16 protein-coding genes and 1 pseudogene are annotated in these 16,256 nt (G+C 54.8%); 6 read left to right on the top strand and 11 right to left on the bottom strand.

All coding sequences use genetic code 11. The features are described 5' to 3' along the window. Positions 1 to 4 precede the first annotated feature (4 nt). From proX to OCH02_RS15695, 5 genes are all read right to left on the bottom strand, one after another. Positions 5 to 1,000, bottom strand: a complete 996-nt coding sequence (proX, locus tag OCH02_RS15715; protein ID WP_261093274.1) for a glycine betaine/L-proline ABC transporter substrate-binding protein ProX — start codon at positions 998 to 1,000, stop codon at positions 5 to 7. A gap of 52 nt (positions 1,001 to 1,052) precedes the next feature. Further along, positions 1,053 to 2,177 (bottom strand): glycine betaine/L-proline ABC transporter permease ProW, encoded by a 1,125-nt coding sequence (gene proW / locus OCH02_RS15710; protein ID WP_261432016.1) that lies wholly within the window; start codon positions 2,175 to 2,177, stop codon positions 1,053 to 1,055. Continuing rightward, positions 2,170 to 3,372: a glycine betaine/L-proline ABC transporter ATP-binding protein ProV gene (gene proV, locus OCH02_RS15705; RefSeq protein ID WP_261432015.1), complete on the bottom strand. Its 1,203-nt coding sequence runs from the start codon at positions 3,370 to 3,372 to the stop codon at positions 2,170 to 2,172. The genes proW and proV overlap by 8 nt, the downstream gene beginning before the upstream one ends. Before the next feature lie 406 nt (positions 3,373 to 3,778). Then, entirely contained in the window at positions 3,779 to 4,465 is a 687-nt protein-coding gene (locus tag OCH02_RS15700) for a response regulator (RefSeq protein WP_261432034.1), read from the bottom strand. A gap of 21 nt (positions 4,466 to 4,486) precedes the next feature. Further along, positions 4,487 to 6,085: a sensor histidine kinase gene (locus OCH02_RS15695; protein ID WP_261432014.1), complete on the bottom strand. Its 1,599-nt coding sequence runs from the start codon at positions 6,083 to 6,085 to the stop codon at positions 4,487 to 4,489. Between the two features lie 451 nt (positions 6,086 to 6,536). Between OCH02_RS15695 and OCH02_RS15690 the strand changes: the two genes are divergently transcribed. Both OCH02_RS15690 and OCH02_RS15685 read left to right on the top strand, forming a co-directional pair. Next, on the top strand, positions 6,537 to 7,892 hold the full coding sequence (locus OCH02_RS15690; RefSeq protein WP_261432013.1) for a 2-hydroxycarboxylate transporter family protein: 1,356 nt from the start codon (positions 6,537 to 6,539) through the stop codon (positions 7,890 to 7,892). Positions 7,893 to 8,024: 132 nt separating this feature from the next. Then, positions 8,025 to 8,970, top strand: a pseudogene (locus OCH02_RS15685) (MBL fold metallo-hydrolase). A 29-nt stretch (positions 8,971 to 8,999) separates the two neighbouring features. Here OCH02_RS15685 and OCH02_RS15680 read toward each other — a convergent pair. Further along, positions 9,000 to 9,893 carry a LysR family transcriptional regulator gene (locus OCH02_RS15680; RefSeq protein ID WP_261432011.1) on the bottom strand — a complete coding sequence of 298 codons (894 nt, stop codon included), beginning with the start codon at positions 9,891 to 9,893 and terminating at the stop codon, positions 9,000 to 9,002. Between the two features lie 123 nt (positions 9,894 to 10,016). On the opposite strand from OCH02_RS15680, the gene OCH02_RS15675 reads away from it, so the two are divergent. The 4 genes from OCH02_RS15675 (at position 10,017) to OCH02_RS15660 (ending at position 11,698) form a co-directional block, all read left to right on the top strand. Further along, the gene (locus OCH02_RS15675) at positions 10,017 to 10,757 is read left to right on the top strand and encodes an SDR family oxidoreductase (RefSeq protein WP_261432010.1); all 741 of its coding nucleotides are present in this window, start codon (positions 10,017 to 10,019) and stop codon (positions 10,755 to 10,757) included. A gap of 72 nt (positions 10,758 to 10,829) precedes the next feature. Next, positions 10,830 to 11,045 (top strand): DUF1289 domain-containing protein, encoded by a 216-nt coding sequence (locus OCH02_RS15670; RefSeq protein WP_261432009.1) that lies wholly within the window; start codon positions 10,830 to 10,832, stop codon positions 11,043 to 11,045. 78 nt (positions 11,046 to 11,123) lie between these two features. After that, entirely contained in the window at positions 11,124 to 11,411 is a 288-nt protein-coding gene (locus OCH02_RS15665; protein ID WP_153859310.1) for a CopG family ribbon-helix-helix protein, read from the top strand. After that, positions 11,411 to 11,698 carry a type II toxin-antitoxin system RelE/ParE family toxin gene (locus OCH02_RS15660; RefSeq protein ID WP_261432008.1) on the top strand — a complete coding sequence of 96 codons (288 nt, stop codon included), beginning with the start codon at positions 11,411 to 11,413 and terminating at the stop codon, positions 11,696 to 11,698. Before OCH02_RS15665 ends, OCH02_RS15660 begins: the two co-directional genes overlap by 1 nt. A gap of 45 nt (positions 11,699 to 11,743) precedes the next feature. On the opposite strand, the gene nrdF is transcribed toward OCH02_RS15660, so the two are convergent. The 5 genes from nrdF to OCH02_RS15635 form a co-directional block, all read right to left on the bottom strand. Further along, positions 11,744 to 12,715 carry a class 1b ribonucleoside-diphosphate reductase subunit beta gene (gene nrdF, locus OCH02_RS15655; RefSeq protein WP_261432006.1) on the bottom strand — a complete coding sequence of 324 codons (972 nt, stop codon included), beginning with the start codon at positions 12,713 to 12,715 and terminating at the stop codon, positions 11,744 to 11,746. 8 nt (positions 12,716 to 12,723) lie between these two features. Further along, entirely contained in the window at positions 12,724 to 14,868 is a 2,145-nt protein-coding gene (gene nrdE / locus OCH02_RS15650) for a class 1b ribonucleoside-diphosphate reductase subunit alpha (RefSeq protein ID WP_261432005.1), read from the bottom strand. After that, entirely contained in the window at positions 14,850 to 15,254 is a 405-nt protein-coding gene (gene nrdI, locus OCH02_RS15645) for a class Ib ribonucleoside-diphosphate reductase assembly flavoprotein NrdI (RefSeq protein ID WP_017893761.1), read from the bottom strand. The genes nrdE and nrdI overlap by 19 nt, the downstream gene beginning before the upstream one ends. 8 nt (positions 15,255 to 15,262) lie before the next feature. Then, positions 15,263 to 15,499, bottom strand: coding sequence for a glutaredoxin-like protein NrdH (gene nrdH / locus OCH02_RS15640; RefSeq protein ID WP_261432004.1), 237 nt, complete (start codon positions 15,497 to 15,499; stop codon positions 15,263 to 15,265). Positions 15,500 to 15,780: 281 nt separating this feature from the next. Continuing rightward, the gene (locus tag OCH02_RS15635; protein WP_261432003.1) at positions 15,781 to 16,212 is read right to left on the bottom strand and encodes a carboxymuconolactone decarboxylase family protein; all 432 of its coding nucleotides are present in this window, start codon (positions 16,210 to 16,212) and stop codon (positions 15,781 to 15,783) included. Positions 16,213 to 16,256 lie beyond the last annotated feature (44 nt).

Raw genomic sequence — 16,256 nt, 5'->3', positions numbered from 1 at the left:
GGGATTATTTCGCTGCTGCAGCAGCGGTGCTGACCCAGCCGTCAAAGGTGGCCTGGTGGGCTTTAATCCAGCCGTCAACGTGGCGTTGTATATCGTCGGCGCTGTTCTCGCCCTTGTGCATCCGCAGGTTCTGCGCATTCACGTCTGCCAACGGCAGCTGCATGATGGCGAACAGCTTGGCCGCCGCCGGGTTGGCCTGCGCCCATTGCTTGTTGGCGACGATGTGTTCGTTATTAACGAAGAAACCGTAATTTTTGCCGTTCGGCAAGGCGGTATCCTTGTCTTTCAGGGAGCCCGGATTGGCGGAGAACGGCACGGTCAGCCAGACCACATCGCGGCCGGGCACCAGTTCGTCGCTGACCCAGTACGGCGTCCAGGTGAAATAAAGTACTGGCTTACCCTGTTTGTAGCGGGTCAGGGTGTCGGCGATGATGGCGGCGTAGTTGCCCTGGTTTTGGGTCACCGTATCGTTCAGACCATAGGCCTTGATTTGGGTGTTGATCGCACTGCCGCACACCCAGCCGGGTTCACAACCGGCCAGATCGGCCTTGCCGTCACCGTCGGCGTCAAACAGCCTGGCCAGCTTGGGATCTTTCAACTGCGAAATATCGTGGATGTGGTATTGGTCGGCGGTTTTCTTGTCGATCAGATAGCCCTGCGCCGCATTAGTGATATAGGCGCCCTGGCGATAAAACTTTTTGTCGCCGCCGGCACTTTGGTACATGTCGGTTTGCAGCGGATCCCAGTTCACCGCCATATAGGTGGCATCACCAGAGGCAATAGAGGTATAGGCGATGTTGTATTCCACCTCGCCGGTCGGCTGGACGTCATAGCCCAGCTTGGTCAGGGCACGGTTGACCAGTTCGGTCTGGAAGCTTTCTTCGGCGAGGGTGCTTTGCAAGGGTTTAACCGTGACGCCTTTGCCGGGAAGTTCGACGGCGAACGCCTGTGTGCCAAGCAATGAAGTCAGGGCCAAAGCCCAAATTCCTGTCGAGCGCATAGTGGTTCCTCGATTTTATCGGTGCCCCCGACGCTGGCCGGGGGCAGGGCAATTAAGGCTTTTTGATGAAGGGCCGGGTGACCAGGCCGATGGGGCCGTGTGCGTACCAACGCCCCATGCCTTTACTGCGGCGATCGCGCCCCAGCGATTGGGTGAGACGGTCGAGAATAATCGCCAGGATCACGATACCGACCCCGCCGACGGCGGCCAGCCCCATATCGAGGCGACCTATACCGCGCAGCACCATCTGGCCCAGGCCGCCGACGGCGATCATCGAGGCGATCACCACCATCGACAGTGCCAGCATCAGCGTTTGGTTTACCCCGGCCATAATGGTCGGCATCGCCAATGGCAACTGCACTTTAAACAGCAGTTGGCGCGGGTTGGCACCAAAGGATTCCGCGGCTTCGATCAGATCTTCCGGCACCTGCTTAATGCCCAGAATGGTCAGGCGCACGATTGGCGGCAGGGCGAAGATAATGGTGACCACCACCCCCGGCACGTTACCGATACCGAACAGCATGACGATCGGCACCAGATAGACGAAGGCCGGCGTGGTTTGCATGGCGTCAAGCAATGGCCGTATGACCTTGCCGGCGTGCTTGCTGCGCGCCAGCCAGATGCCGAGCGGCAACCCGATGACGATACAGAAGAACAGGGCGGTCAATACCAGCGCCAGCGTCACCATAGCCTGCGACCAGGCACCAATAGCGCCGATGGCAATCAGTGAGACCAGCGTAGCGGCACCCATACCGAGGCTGGAAAGCTGCCAGGCAATCAGTGAGAACAGCACAATGGCGATCGGTGCCGGCATGCCCAGCAGCAGTTGTTGAAAACCGCTGAGGATAAAATCGACCGGTACGCGGATCCCCTGGAACAACGGGCGAAAGTGCAGCACCAGCCAATCGATGCCGTGGGTGACCCAGGAGTCAAACGGCACCCAGGTCTTGTGGAACGGATCCAGCAGGTTGAAATGCTCCGGCTGGGCCGGTGCGCTATTCAGCCAGTCGGAACCTTGAGCGGCCTGATTAGCAGCGTCATGGGTCGCCGGTGGCGGCGCGCTCGACCAGGCATCGCCGGCGGGAGCCGCTGAATTTGCAGCGTCAGTGGCCGGTGCGGCACTGGCACCGGCGTCGGCAGGCGCAGTGGCCCATGGATCCTGTGTAGTATCACTCATTCGTTGGGCCCTCTTTATCCAGGGCCTGTAACAGCATGGCCTTGGAAATAATTCCGATATAGTTGTTTTCTTCGCAGACCACAGGTACCGCGCAAGGCGCCAGAGCGACCAATGAAATCAGTTCGCTTAGCGGCATGTCGGCCGGTACCGGGGCTGGAGCATCCAGCAGGGCGTCATCCAGCGTCAGGTTGGCCGCCAGCGCCTGCTTGAGCGAATCTACCGACACCACGCCGATAAATTTCTTTCCGCGTTCAACAACATAACCATAATCGCGGTCTTCATCCCGCAGCAGCTGTAACGCTGAGCGCGGACCAAAACCGGGGGTTTTACGAATAAGCGCGACCGGACGACGCTTGGCGATATCCTTGGCGCTGAAAACATGGCTGACATCTACGCCACGGAAGAAGGTGCGTACATAATCGTTGGCCGGATTATTTAATATTTCCTCCGGCGTACCGACCTGAATCACCTCACCGCCCTGCATAATGGCAATACGATCGCCAATACGCATCGCTTCGTCCAAATCATGGGAAATAAAGACGATGGTACGCTGATGTTGGGCCTGTAATTTGACCAGCTCATCCTGCATCTCGGTACGGATTAATGGATCTAGCGCCGAGAAGGCTTCATCCATCAATAATATATCCGGATTATTTGCCATGGCACGGGCTAATCCCACGCGCTGACGCATCCCTCCTGAAAGTTCATCGGGATAAGAATGAGCATAATTCTCCAGTCCGACCTGACGCAGGGCCTCGAGGGCTTTTTCCTGACGTTCCTGCGGCGGAATGCCGGCTAATTCCATACCGAATGCAGTGTTATTCAACACATTCATATGCGGCATTAAAGCGAATGATTGAAACACCATGCTGATCTTATTTCGACGTACGGTGCGCAGTGCGCTGTCGGATATTTTCGATATATCTTCACCGTCAATCAGTACCTGGCCGCGGGTGGGTTCTATCAGACGATTGAGAAGGCGTACCAGGGTGGATTTTCCTGAACCGGAAAGCCCCATGATGACGAATATCTCGCCTTCTTCAATGGCCAGAGAGGCGTCTTTTACGCCTAGTGATAACCCGGTTTTTTCAAGCAGTTGATCTTTTGTCAGACCTTTCTCAATCAGTTTGAATGCGCGATCCGGATGTTCGCCAAATATCTTATACAGGTTCTTTACTTCGAGTTTAATTGCCATGCAATTTGCTGTTTCCTCTGATGAATTATCAAACGATAAAAAATGTCCCAATAGAAAATAATAGTCGCCTATACCCTAACACAGTGAATATCTGAGACAACCCTCAATGTCCGATGAATGGGATATTAGCGATTTACATCAACTTTTCGATTGGTTATGGTAGTGGGGTGGATATTCAATTATTTGAATCTGATATTCGCCTTAAATGCTTGGTTTTAGGTAAAAATAATCCTGCTGCAATAATCTTATTATTTCCCCGTTCGGCACTGAATTCAGACAATAAAAAACCCGACCATAGGCCGGGTAAAAGTCATCAGTATTTCATTAATTTCAACGACAGGTGCCGATATCGAGGGGATATCGTCGCAGTCATATTATCCGCTTAATATGACAGCCAGATGTCAGATTAAACCTTGCGATACAGGCGGCGTGGATGACCGATATTGCCGTACATCATCTCAACGCGCACGAAGTGGGTAGCGACGCAATATTCCAGATAACGCCGGGCGGTGGTTTTGCTGATACCCACCTGTTTGACCACGTCTTCCACCGCGTGCGCCGCCTCCGGCTGTTCGATAAACAGCGCCTGCACCAACTCCAGCGTATTGGTTTCAATGCCCTTGGCACTGGGTTCGCTGGAGAACTGTTTGGATTGCAGGTTATACAGCGCGTCGACGTTGCTTTGGTCGATCACCTTAAAGGTGCGCTGAGTTTGAACAAACTGCATAAAGCGCTCCAGCGAGTTGCGCAGCCGCTTATAGGATACCGGTTTGATGATGTAGTCGAAGGCACCGTTGCGGATAGCCTGGCTGCAGGTGTTCATATCGCTGGCGGCGGTAATGAAAATCACCGAGCAACCGGGGTTTTTCACCGCAGCTTCTTCCATCAGTGCGATACCCTGGCCGTCCGGCAAAAAGTTATCCAGCAGGATCAGACGTGGCTGGTGGGCGTTGACTTTGGCTCTGGCCTCGGCCAGCGTGGCGGCATAAGCCACCACCCGCAGAGCAAAGTTCTGCTCGATAAACTCGGCGTGCAGCGTGGCCAACTGTGGCTCATCTTCCACGATCAAAACGTCCAGTGCTTCTGGTTGCATCATTCGGGTGCTCGAAACGGGTTATAAGGTTTTAGGGATAAATAAAGAAAAAATGGCCCCGTGCGGCTCGTTGTCCGACACTTCTATACTGCCATGCGCCTGCGCTACGTGGCTGGCGACCAAATGCAAGCCTATGCCGTGGTCACCTTTGTCGTCTTTGGTGGTAATGCCTTGCTCGAACAGCGTATCACGCACCTCGGGTGCAATGCCGGTACCGCGATCGGCCACTTCAATCACCAGCTCATTGCTGATATCGCTAATATAGAGTTCTACCGCCTCGTGTGGCGCGGCGCAATGCAGCGTAGCGTCTACCGCATTATCCAGCAAATTGCCGATGATCGACATCAGTTCGGTTTCATTCAGCGCCGCCGGGATTTGCCGTAGCTGACAGGCGGGATCGAAGCGCAGCTCAACGCCTTTTTCCTTCGCACTGGAGTACTTGCCCAACAGCAAACCACAGAGTGCCGCCGAGCTGAAACGCTGCGAAATAAAGTCGAGAATTTCTTGCGCGCCTTCCGATTGAGCCTCCACATAGCGGATCGCCTCGTCGTAGCGCTGCATATGCAACAGCCCGGCCAGGGTGGCAGTCCAGTTAAGCTGCTCATGGCGCATGATGCGCAGGTTGTCAGCGTAGCGTTTGACCTGACTGAGCTGGCTGCTCAGGGTATTGATGTCGTTCTTGTCGCGGAAGCTGATCACCCAGCCCTGCAGCTGTTGTTCCTGCATGATACGCACCCGGCTGGCGATAACCCGCACGTGGTTAAAGCGGCAAACCTCGTCGTGGGTATCGTGCCCTAACTGGGAAGCGCCGAAGAAGTCGGGCTGTGACTGGATAATCTCGCCGATATTGCGGCCCATCAGCGCGGCGGCAGGCTGACGCAGCTCCAGCAGTTCACGCGCCGCGTGGTTGATGGTGATGATCCGCAGTTGCGGGTCGACGGCTATAACGCCTTCATAGATGGCTTCCAGCAAGGCTTTTTGCTGACGCACCAGCAGCGCAATTTCTTTGGGCTCCAGCCAGAACATCTGGCGTTTTAAATTCTTCGACAACAGCCAGGAAAAAACAAACAGAGCGATTAATAACAGCACAATGGAGCCGACGATTTGCGTCAGGGTTCTGGCATTCAGGTTGTCGATATGGGATTTCAGATAGCCGACCGAAACAATGCCGATGACGTTATTATGTTCATCCATAATGGGCGCTTTACTGCGCAATGAAATGCCGATGCCCCCTTTGCGGATGGAAATAATACTTTTCCCTTCCAAAACTTCTTTATTATCGCCCCCGACCATCGGGGTACCAATAATATTGGCGTATTCGGAATGGTAAAGGTGCCGGGTTTGCTTATCGCCGATGACGATATAGCTGGCATCGCTGCTGGCACGTATTTTTTTCATCAGCTCGGCAATTTTAACCGGGTCGTTTTGCTCCACCGCGCTGACCAGCGAAGGGATCAGGGCAATCTCCCGTGCCTGTACCTGCGCTCGCGCGCCGAGATCGCGATGCAGCTGTGCATCGAGCTGATAGTACGTATAAGCGCCAATAAAGGTTAACAGCACGCAGGAGAAGGCAACCAGGCACAGGAACAGCTTGATTTGAAATGAGAGTTTTATGCGCATGGTTTGGGCGGCACCCTGAGAGATCCTGAGCGCTTACCCTATCATGAGTCGCAGTTAATGTAATATTGCGCCGGATCAACTTGTGATCGCCGCCACGGGTTTATTCTTGACGGGTCGCTGCATGCACGACTGCAATAAAATTGATAACTTTTAAAGTTAAAATAACATTAACACCATTAAAACCACGTCATATTTTACATAACCTCAATTAACACCATAGAAACCATAACCACCATTAAAAACCCTTTTTTATTTTGAACAAAATCACAGCAGATAATCCGTGCGTTTCTCTATGATGGCGATACCCGTCATACTTCAAGTTGCCTGTACGTTAGCTGCTCTCGTTCACCCGAATCACTTACCTAAGTAAGCTCATCGGGCTTCCCTCGTTTGCTGCCTTCATGCAACTCGAATTATTTTGGGTATAAACAAACTAATAAGAGGCCAGATTATGAGCACAACAGATGATTCTTACCTCGTCGCCAAAGATAAAGCCGCTGAAATACCGTTGCGTGAAAAATGGTGGCACATACTGGATAACTACAAAGTAGGGATTATTCCGTTGCCGTTCTTTGTTCTGGCCGGCGTGCTTATTTTACTTGATTGCTTTGAAGGGAAATTACCCAGCGATATCGTCGTGATGGTCGCAACGCTGGCCTTCTTTGGCTTTGCCTGCGGCGAGTTCGGTAAACGCCTGCCGCTGATCGGCAAAATGGGGGCTGCGGCGATCTGCGCCACCTTTATTCCTTCCGCACTGGTGCATTACGGCCTGCTGCCGGATGTGGTGGTGGAGTCGACGACCAAATTCTATAAATCGACCAATATTCTGTACCTCTATATCTGCTGCATAATCGTCGGCAGCATTATGAGTATGAACCGTCAGGTGCTGATCCAGGGCTTCCTGCGCATCTTCGTACCGATGCTGTGCGGTGAGATTGCCGGCATGCTGGTGGGCATGGCCGTTGGTATGGCTCTTGGGCTGGAACCCTTCCAGATCTTCTTCTTCCTGATCTTGCCAATCATGGCCGGGGGCGTCGGTGAGGGCGCGATCCCGTTGTCGATGGGCTACGCGGCAATTCTGCATATGGAGCAGGGGGTGGCGTTAGGGCGTATTTTGCCAATCGTGATGCTCGGCAGTCTGACCGCCATTGTGCTTGCCGGCTTGCTCAATCAACTCGGTAAACGCTACCCACACCTGACCGGTGAGGGCAGCCTGATGCCAAGCAAGCAGGGTGACAGCGAAATGAGCGCGGTGGATAAAATCAGCGGTAAGGTTGATGTCAGCACCATTGCCTGTGGCGCACTGTTGGCCATTCTGCTGTACATGGTAGGAATGCTGCTGCATCGCATGATTGGGCTGCCGGCGCCGGTTGGCATGCTGTTCGCGGCGGTAGCGGTAAAGCTGGCACACGGTGTTTCCCCACGCATTCAGGAAGGTTCGCAGGTGGTGTATAAGTTCTTCCGCACGGCGGTGACCTACCCGATTCTGTTTGCCGTTGGCGTAGCCATCACCCCATGGCAGGAACTGGTTAACGCCTTCACTCTCCAAAACCTGGTGGTGATTGTCAGTACCGTTTCTACCCTGGTGGCGACCGGTTTCTTCGTTGGTAAAAAAATTGGCATGCACCCGATTGACGTGGCGATTGTCTCCTGCTGCCAGAGCGGGCAGGGCGGCACCGGTGATGTGGCCATCCTGACTGCCGGTAACCGCATGTCGCTGATGCCGTTTGCCCAGATTGCTACCCGCATCGGCGGTGCGATCAACGTCTCACTCTCTTTGTTAGTGCTGGCCAAATTCTTCGTATAACAAAAAACCTCAGTTTTCTTTGCCTTTCCCCGCCCCCGCGGGGATTTTTTTTGCCTGTGTCATCGCTCTTCCGGGCAGGCTCTGGGTTTTGCGTCAATACTTAGCGCTGCCAAATTTTAATAAGGAGCCATTATGTTTTGGAAACGTTACCTGCTGGGGGGCGGCGCTGGCCGTCATGTCACTGCAAACTCTGGCCGCTGCGCCACAGGTGAAAACCCCCGCGCCGGGTTTTTATCGCATTATGTTGGGGAGTTACGAAGTCACCGTATTGTCCGATGGCATCATCCGTTTGCCGGTGGACAAACTGCTGCTTAACAGCTCGCCAAAGCAGGTTGAAACCGCCTTGGCGGAGCATCATCAGAAACTGCCGTTAGCCACCTCGGTCAATGCCTATCTGATCAACACCGGCAGTAAACTGGTGCTGATTGATACCGGTGCCGGTAAGTTGCTGGGGGGCGGGTTGGGCAAGCTGATTGCCAACCTGAAGGTCGCCGGCTATCAGCCGCAGCAGGTGGATGAAATTTATCTGACCCATCTGCACCCGGATCATCTCGGCGGTCTGTCGCAAAACGGCAAGGCGGTATTCCCGAATGCGGTGGTACGCGCCAGTCAGCAGGATGCCGATTTTTGGCTGAGCGAAAGCCGATTGAAGCAGGCGAAGAGCGAAGACAAAGCCTCGTTTGAAAGGGCAATGGCGGCGATCAAACCTTATCAGGCCGCCGGGAACTTTAAATCTTTCGCCAGTGACGGTGAGTTGTCTGAAGGGATCAGCGCGTTCGCGGCTCATGGACATACGCCGGGACACAGCATTTATCTGGTAGAGAGCCAGGGTAAAAAGCTGCTGGTGATTGGCGATCTGATCCATGTTGCGGCAGTGCAGCTTCCCGATCCGCGCGTTGCCATAAGTTTCGACAGCGATGCCAAAGCGGCGGTGGCTCAGCGCCTGCGAGTCTTTAGTGATAGCGCCCGGCAGAGTGTGCTGGTGGGCGCTGCACATCTGTCATTCCCGGGATTGGGCTATCTGAATCAGCAGGGTGAAGGCTATAACTGGGTACCGCTGGACTACGGCACCCTGTAAGCCATTGGCCGCCCTCATGGGGGCGGTTTTTAGCGGTTGGCTGCGGCAAACACCTTGCTAAACCAGTCGATAAATACCCGAACACGGGGCGACAGTTGGCGACTGCGAGGATACAACAGCGATACCGGCATCGGTGTGGAAGGGAATTGTGGTAACAGCGGCAACAGGCTGCCGCTGGCTAAGTCTTCGCGCAGGTGATAGCGGGGCACCTGAATAATCCCCAATCCCATGCGGGCCGCAGCCACCAGGCTTTCCGCCGCGCTGACCGACACCGTGCAGGGCAATATTAGCTGCTGTGGCTGGCCTGCGACGTTAAACTCCAATGGCATTATGCTGCCGCTGGCCGAGGAGCGAAAACCCACCATGCGATGTCCTTCAAGTTCATCGATGCCAAGCGGCGTGCCGAAGCGTTGCAGATAATCCGGTGCCGCGCAGGTCACTTCTTCCAGCTCACCCAGCCGACGCGCCACCATATCGCTGTCTTTCAGTTTACCGACGCGGATCACGCAGTCGATGCCTTCCCGCACCGGATCCACCAGCCGATCGCCTTCGCTCATAAAAAATTCGATATCCGGATATTGCGCCAGAAAATTGGGCAACCCCGGCAGCAGAAAGTGCCGGGCCAGCGTGCCGTGCACATCAATGCGCAACAGCCCACGCGGTTTTGCACCGGCAAAGGCCATCTCGGCATCTTCGATATCCGCCAGAATAGTCAGGCAGCGCTGATAGTAAGCCTCGCCATCCAGCGTTGGGCTGACGTGGCGAGTGGTGCGCTGCAGCAGCCGCACCTGCAACCTGGCCTCCAGCTGTTTGATGGCATCGGTCACGGTCGAACGTGGCAGAGCCAGATCCTGCGCGGCCTGGGTAAAGCTGCGTTGTTCCACCACGCGGGTGAACAGACGCATGGCATCAATTCTGTCCATGAGATTGTTCGCTTGATTCGAATAGTGATACCGAAGATTAGGGGATTATCCGCCATTGCGAAAGGTGCATGATGACCTCACGCCAGCAAGTTTGCCGGCGCAGCGCCGACGAGGAGAGATCAGATGAACACCACCATCCAACAAGTTGCCATCGTAACTGGCGCATCACGCGGTATCGGTGCCGCCATCGCCGAACGGCTGGCCGCCGACGGTATGACCGTGATCGTCAATTACTCAGGTAACCAGGCTTTAGCCGAGCAACTGGTGCGTAAAATCGAGCAAAATGGCGGTCGCGCGCTAAGCGCCAAAGCGGACGTCAGCGATGCCACAGCGGTGGCAAAAATGTTTGACCATGCCGAACAGGCCTTCGGCGGCGTGGATATCTTGGTGAACAACGCCGGGGTAATTGCACTGGCCCCGGTGGCGGAAATGAGCGATGCCGATGCCGATCGGCTAATCGACATCAACCTGAAGGGCACCTTCAATACCCTGCGTGAAGCGGCAAAACGTCTGCGCGACAATGGCCGCATCATCAACTTTTCTTCCAGCGTGGTCGGGCTGTTGCAACCGAGCTACGGCATGTACGCCGCCAGTAAGGCCGCCGTTGAGGCGCTGACCAGCGTGCTGGCAAAAGAGCTGCGCGGGCGCAATATCACCGTCAATGCGATAGCGCCAGGCCCGACCGCCACCGGATTGTTTTTGGACGGTAAAACGCCGGAGCTGATCGAACGTCTGGCGAAAATGGCCCCGCTGGAACGTCTGGGCCAGCCGCAGGATATCGCCGCAGCGGTGTCCTTCCTGGCCGGTGCCGACGGTGCCTGGATCAACGGCCAAACCCTGCGTGCCAACGGTGGCATTATCTGATGCTTACGGCCGGTTTTTCCGCCGCGGGATCGGGTATCCTGTGGCGGCAAATCCACCGCGAGGAAGCGTTTAATGGTAGGCCGTAGTAGAAGAAGGAAGGCGGGCAGCCAGATTGACGATGGCGTCCGTTCACCCTGCAATAACGTTTGCCAGATTGACAGCGAGAAGGCCTGGTGCCGTGGCTGTTGGCGCACGCTGGATGAAATCGCCACCTGGTCGAGCGCTGATGACGATGAAAAGCGGGCCATCTGGCAACGCATCCGCCAGCGTGCCATGGCGATTAAATGAACAATGCTGTTGAGTAATCAATGTGGATGTAGCACAATTGAGCTACATTCGCTTTGTCTGTGTCGAGGTTTGTTGACTATGCCGACTACCACCATCCGTATACCAGAAGAACTTAAAGCCCGAGTTGCGGCCGTAGCAGAGCAAGCCGGCGTGACTTCTCACAGCTTTATTCTGCAGGCGATTGCCGAGAAAACACAGCAGGAAGAATTGCGGCGTAATTTTGAAGAGGAAGCGGAAAAACGTTATGCCAACATTGTTGCTACGGGTGAAACTATTCCCTGGAGCGATATGCGGAGCTATCTGGAAAGTTATGTAGCAGGGGACACTGCTGCAACCAAACCTTCTGTTAAAAAACTGGGGGACTAATGACAAAAGTCGAGTTGGCGCCAGAGGTCAGGGATGATATTGAGCGTATTCTCGTCCATTTGGCACATTATGAAGTTGCAGACTCAGGACGGCGAATTGAGGAAATTATCCAGGCTATTGCAGTACTGGAACATAATCCGCTAATTGGTCGGCCGCTTGGGGCAGGAAAGCGTGAGTTGTTCATTGGCCAGCAAACTCATGGATATTTGGCTCTTTACAAATACATTCCTGATATTGATACGGCATTTATTCTGGCGATCCGAAGTCAGAAAGAGCTTGGTTATTAAAGTTGCGATACCGCCCTAATTAGGACGATATCGCGATAATTAACCTCAGAAATCCCAGTCGTCATCCTCGGTATTGACCGCTTTGCCAATCACGTAAGACGAGCCTGAACCGGAGAAGAAGTCGTGGTTCTCGTCGGCGTTCGGCGACAGCGCCGACAGAATCGCCGGATTGACCTCTGCCATCGACGGCGGAAACAGTGCTTCGTAACCCAGATTCATCAGCGCCTTGTTGGCGTTATAGTGCAGGAAGGTTTTCACGTCCTCGCTCCAGCCTACGCCGTCGTACAACTCTTCGGTGTAACGTACCTCGTTGTCATACAGATCCTGCAGCAGATCGAAGGCAAAGTTTTTCACCTGTTGCCGGCGGGCGGCATCGACCTTCTCCAACCCCTTCTGGAATTTATAGCCAATGTAATAGCCGTGGACTGCCTCGTCGCGGATGATCAGTCGGATCAGATCGGCGGTGTTGGTCAGTTTGGCGCGGCTCGACCAGTACATCGGCAGGTAAAAGCCCGAATAAAACAGGAAGGATTCGAGGAACACGCTGGCGACCTTTTTCATCAGCGGATCGTCACTGCGGTAGTATGCCAAAATGATGCTGGCCTTTTTTTGCAGCGCACGGTTTTCCTCGCTCCAGCGGTAGGCGTCGTCGACGTCCGGCGTTTGGCACAGCGTGGAGAAAATCGAGCTGTAGGAGCGGGCGTGTACTGCCTCCATAAAGCTGATATTGGAGTACACCGCCTCCTCGTGCGGCGTAATGGCATCGGCGATCAGCGCGGGTGCCCCGACGGTATTTTGAATGGTATCGAGCAGCGTCAGCCCGGTGAAGACCCGGATGGTCAGTTGCTGTTCCTTCGGCGTCAGCGTGGCCCATGAGGGAATATCGTTCGATAATGGCACTTTCTCCGGCAGCCAGAAGTTGGAGGTCAGACGGTTCCACACTTCCAAATCCTTGTCGTCTTCGATGATGTTCCAGTTGACTGCGCGCACCAGCTGCGCCGGTTTAATGCTATTCATAATTTGCCTCACAGCGCGCAGGACACGCAGCCCTGCACCTCGGTGCCTTCCAACGCCATCTGGCGCAGGCGGATGTAATAAATGGTTTTGATGCCTTTACGCCAGGCGTAAATCTGCGCGCGGTTGATGTCGCGCGTACTGGCGGTGTCGCGGAAGAACAACGTCAGCGACAATCCCTGATCGACGTGCTGGCTCGCGGCGGCATAGGTATCAATGATCTTTTCCGGCCCGATGTCATAGGCATCCTGGTAATACTCCAGGTTGTCGTTGGTCATATAGGGCGCCGGATAATACACGCGACCAATCTTGCCCTCTTTGCGGATCTCGATGCGTGACACGATCGGATGGATGCTGGAGGTCGAATTATTGATGTAGGAGATGGAACCGGTCGGTGGCACCGCCTGCAGGTTCTGGTTATACAGCCCGTGCTCAATCACTGACTGGCGCAGCGCCAGCCACTCTTCACGGCCAGGAATGGCGATATTGGCGTCGGCGAACAGGGCGCGAACCCGTTCGGTCTGCGGCAGCCAATCCCGTTCGGTGTATTTGTTGAAATACTCACCGGAGGCGTAGGTGGAATCCTCAAAGCCGCCAAAGACGCTGCCGCGTTCGATAGCCAACTGGTTAGAGGCGCGAATGGCGTGGTAAGCGACGGTATAGAAATAGATATTGGTGAAGTCGATGCCTTCTGCAGAGCCGTAGAAGATGCGTTCGCGTGCCAAATAGCCATGCAGGTTCATCTGGCCCAGACCGATGGCGTGCGAGCTGCGATTGCCTTCGGCGATCGACGGCACCGAACGAATGTCGCTCATGTCCGCCACGGCCGTCAGCGCGCGGATCGCGGTGCCGACGGCTTTGCCGAAGTCCGGCGCATCCATGGTTTTGGCGATATTCAGCGAGCCGAGGTTGCAGGAGATATCCTTGCCCACCTGGTCATAGCTCAGGTCATCGTGGTAAGTGCTGGCGCGGTTAACCTGCAAAATCTCCGAGCACAGGTTACTCATATTGATGCGTCCGGCGATCGGGTTCTCACGATTGACGGTATCTTCAAACATCATGTACGGGTAACCAGATTCGAATTGGATCTCCGCCAGCACCTGGAAGAACTCGCGCGCATTGATGCGTGATTTGCGGATGCGCTTGTCATCCACCATTTCGCGGTATTTCTCGCTGACGCTGATTTCCGAGAAGGGCACGCCATACACCTGCTCGACGTCATACGGTGAGAACAGGTACATCTCTTCATTATTTTTCGCCAGTTCGAAGGTGATATCCGGGATCACCACGCCGAGCGACAGCGTTTTGATGCGGATCTTTTCGTCGGCATTTTCGCGCTTGGTGTCGAGGAAGCGCAGAATATCCGGGTGGTGAGCATTGAGATAGACCGCTCCGGCCCCCTGGCGTGCGCCCAGCTGGTTGGCGTAAGAGAAGGCATCTTCCAGCATTTTCATGATTGGGATCACGCCGGAGGACTGGTTCTCAATGCGTTTGATCGGCGCGCCGACTTCACGGATGTTGGTCAGCAAAAATGCCACGCCGCCGCCACGCTTCGACAGTTGCAGCGCAGAATTCACCGCCCGGCCAATCGACTCCATGTTGTCTTCAATGCGCAGCAGGAAACAGGAAACCAGTTCGCCGCGCTGCTGCTTGCCGCAGTTGAGGAAGGTTGGCGTTGCCGGCTGGAAGCGACCGGAAATCATTTCTTCTACCAAATCCTGCGCCAGTGCGGTATCGCCTGCGGCAAGCCGCATGGCGACCATGCACACCCGGTCTTCATAGCGTTCCAGGTAGCGTTTGCCGTCAAAGGTTTTCAGCGTGTAACTGGTGTAGTACTTGAAGGCACCCAGAAAGGTTTCGAAGCGGAATTTTTTCGCGTAGGCCTGCTGGAACAGCTGCTTGATAAAGGCGAAATCGTATTGCGCCAACACGCTTTGCTCGTAATAGCCTTCTTCCACCAAATAACGCAGCTTTTCTTCCAGGTTGTGGAAGAACACGGTGTTCTGATTGACGTGCTGCAGGAAGTAGTGCCGCGCCGCCAGCCGATCCTTGTCAAACTGGATGCGACCTTCGGCATCATAAAGATTGAGCATCGCGTTGAGCGAATGGTAATCCAGCGCGCTGGTGGCGGGCCTGGTCAGTTCTGTCGTTGCCAAAATGCGGTTACTCCCTGTCGAACGTTTGCAACGTCTTGTGTGGTGCCGAGCAGTTCAAAGCGGTAAAGAAAAGGCACCTGACATTTTTTGGCGATGATATCGCCGGCAATGCCGTACGCTGCACCGAAATTGGTATTCCCGGCGGCAATGACGCCGCGCAGGAAGGCGCGATTCTGCGGATCGTTGAGAAAGCGGATCACCTGGATCGGCACGGCTCCCACGGCGCTGCCGCCGCCATAGCTGGGCACGATCAAAATATAGGGTGTTTCCATCAACAGTTTGCTGCGGGCACCGGCGATCGGTATGCGCATCGCCGGCAAGCCCAGCTTTTCAACGAACCTGTGGGTGTTCTCCGAGCTACTGGAGAAATAGACCAGCGGGTTCATGGTCGGCCTCAAGGCACCAGGGCGTGAGCCAGCGCGCCAATTTTGTCCGGGCGGAAACCGGACCAGTGATCGTCACCGGCGATAATCACCGGAACCTGCTGATAGCCAAGGGATTTGACATGGCTCAGCGCCTGCTGATCCTGGGTGAGGTCGATCACCTGATAGTCCATCCCTTGTTTATCGAATGCGCGATAGGTGGCGTTGCACTGGACACAGTCCGGTTTGCTGTAAATAATAATGCTCATGATTCGCATTTACCCTTTAAGCTGAAGGAAAGGCGGAAAGGCCAGAGAACGGAGCATTGAACGGCGTTTCTGACGGCGCTATCGACCGCGATATTGTCGCTGCGGTTGATGGCTTAAATACTATATGTAGATATTTAATTTATCAACCACGCTATATATGGTGTTTTGGTGGAAATTTCGCGCAGGGCGCAGCGGGGCTGGAAAAGCGGTGGGTAAATATTTTTTGCAGAGGGTTATTGACGGAAACCCCCTCTCGCCGCGAGAGGGGAAGTGCGGTCTTATCACTGACGCATGCTGATGGCCAGGCGGTTAAAGGCGTTCATGATGCTGATGGCGAAGGTCAAATCGGCAATTTCCACGTCGCTGAAGTGCACCTGCAGTGCTTCAAATGCGCTGTCCGGTGCGCCAGTCTTGGCGATCAGGGTGACGGACTCTGCCCATTCCAGTGCCGCACGCTCGCGCTCACTGAATTCATGGCTGACGCGCCAGCCTGCCAACTGGTCCAGTTTGGCGTTATTGACGCCGCTTTCTCGTAGCGTTTTGCCGTGCATATCCAGGCAGAAGGCACAGCCGTTGATCTGCGAAACACGCATGAACATCAGTTCAATCGTCGCTTTATCCAGCGCGCCTTTCTCCAGCGCCATCAGGGCGCTCACCATGCTTTTGTACGGCGCGGGTGAGAGTGCGGAATAGTTCAAACGTTGCTTAATCATGGTCAACCTCGGTGAGCGAATAACAGGAACATGACGCTACTTTA

This window comes from Serratia quinivorans, from assembly GCF_946227985.1.
GTDB classification, from domain to species: Bacteria; Pseudomonadota; Gammaproteobacteria; order Enterobacterales; family Enterobacteriaceae; genus Serratia; species Serratia quinivorans_A.
Note: the sequence above shows the minus strand (reverse complement) of the source record. Positions and strands in the feature narration are given on the sequence as shown.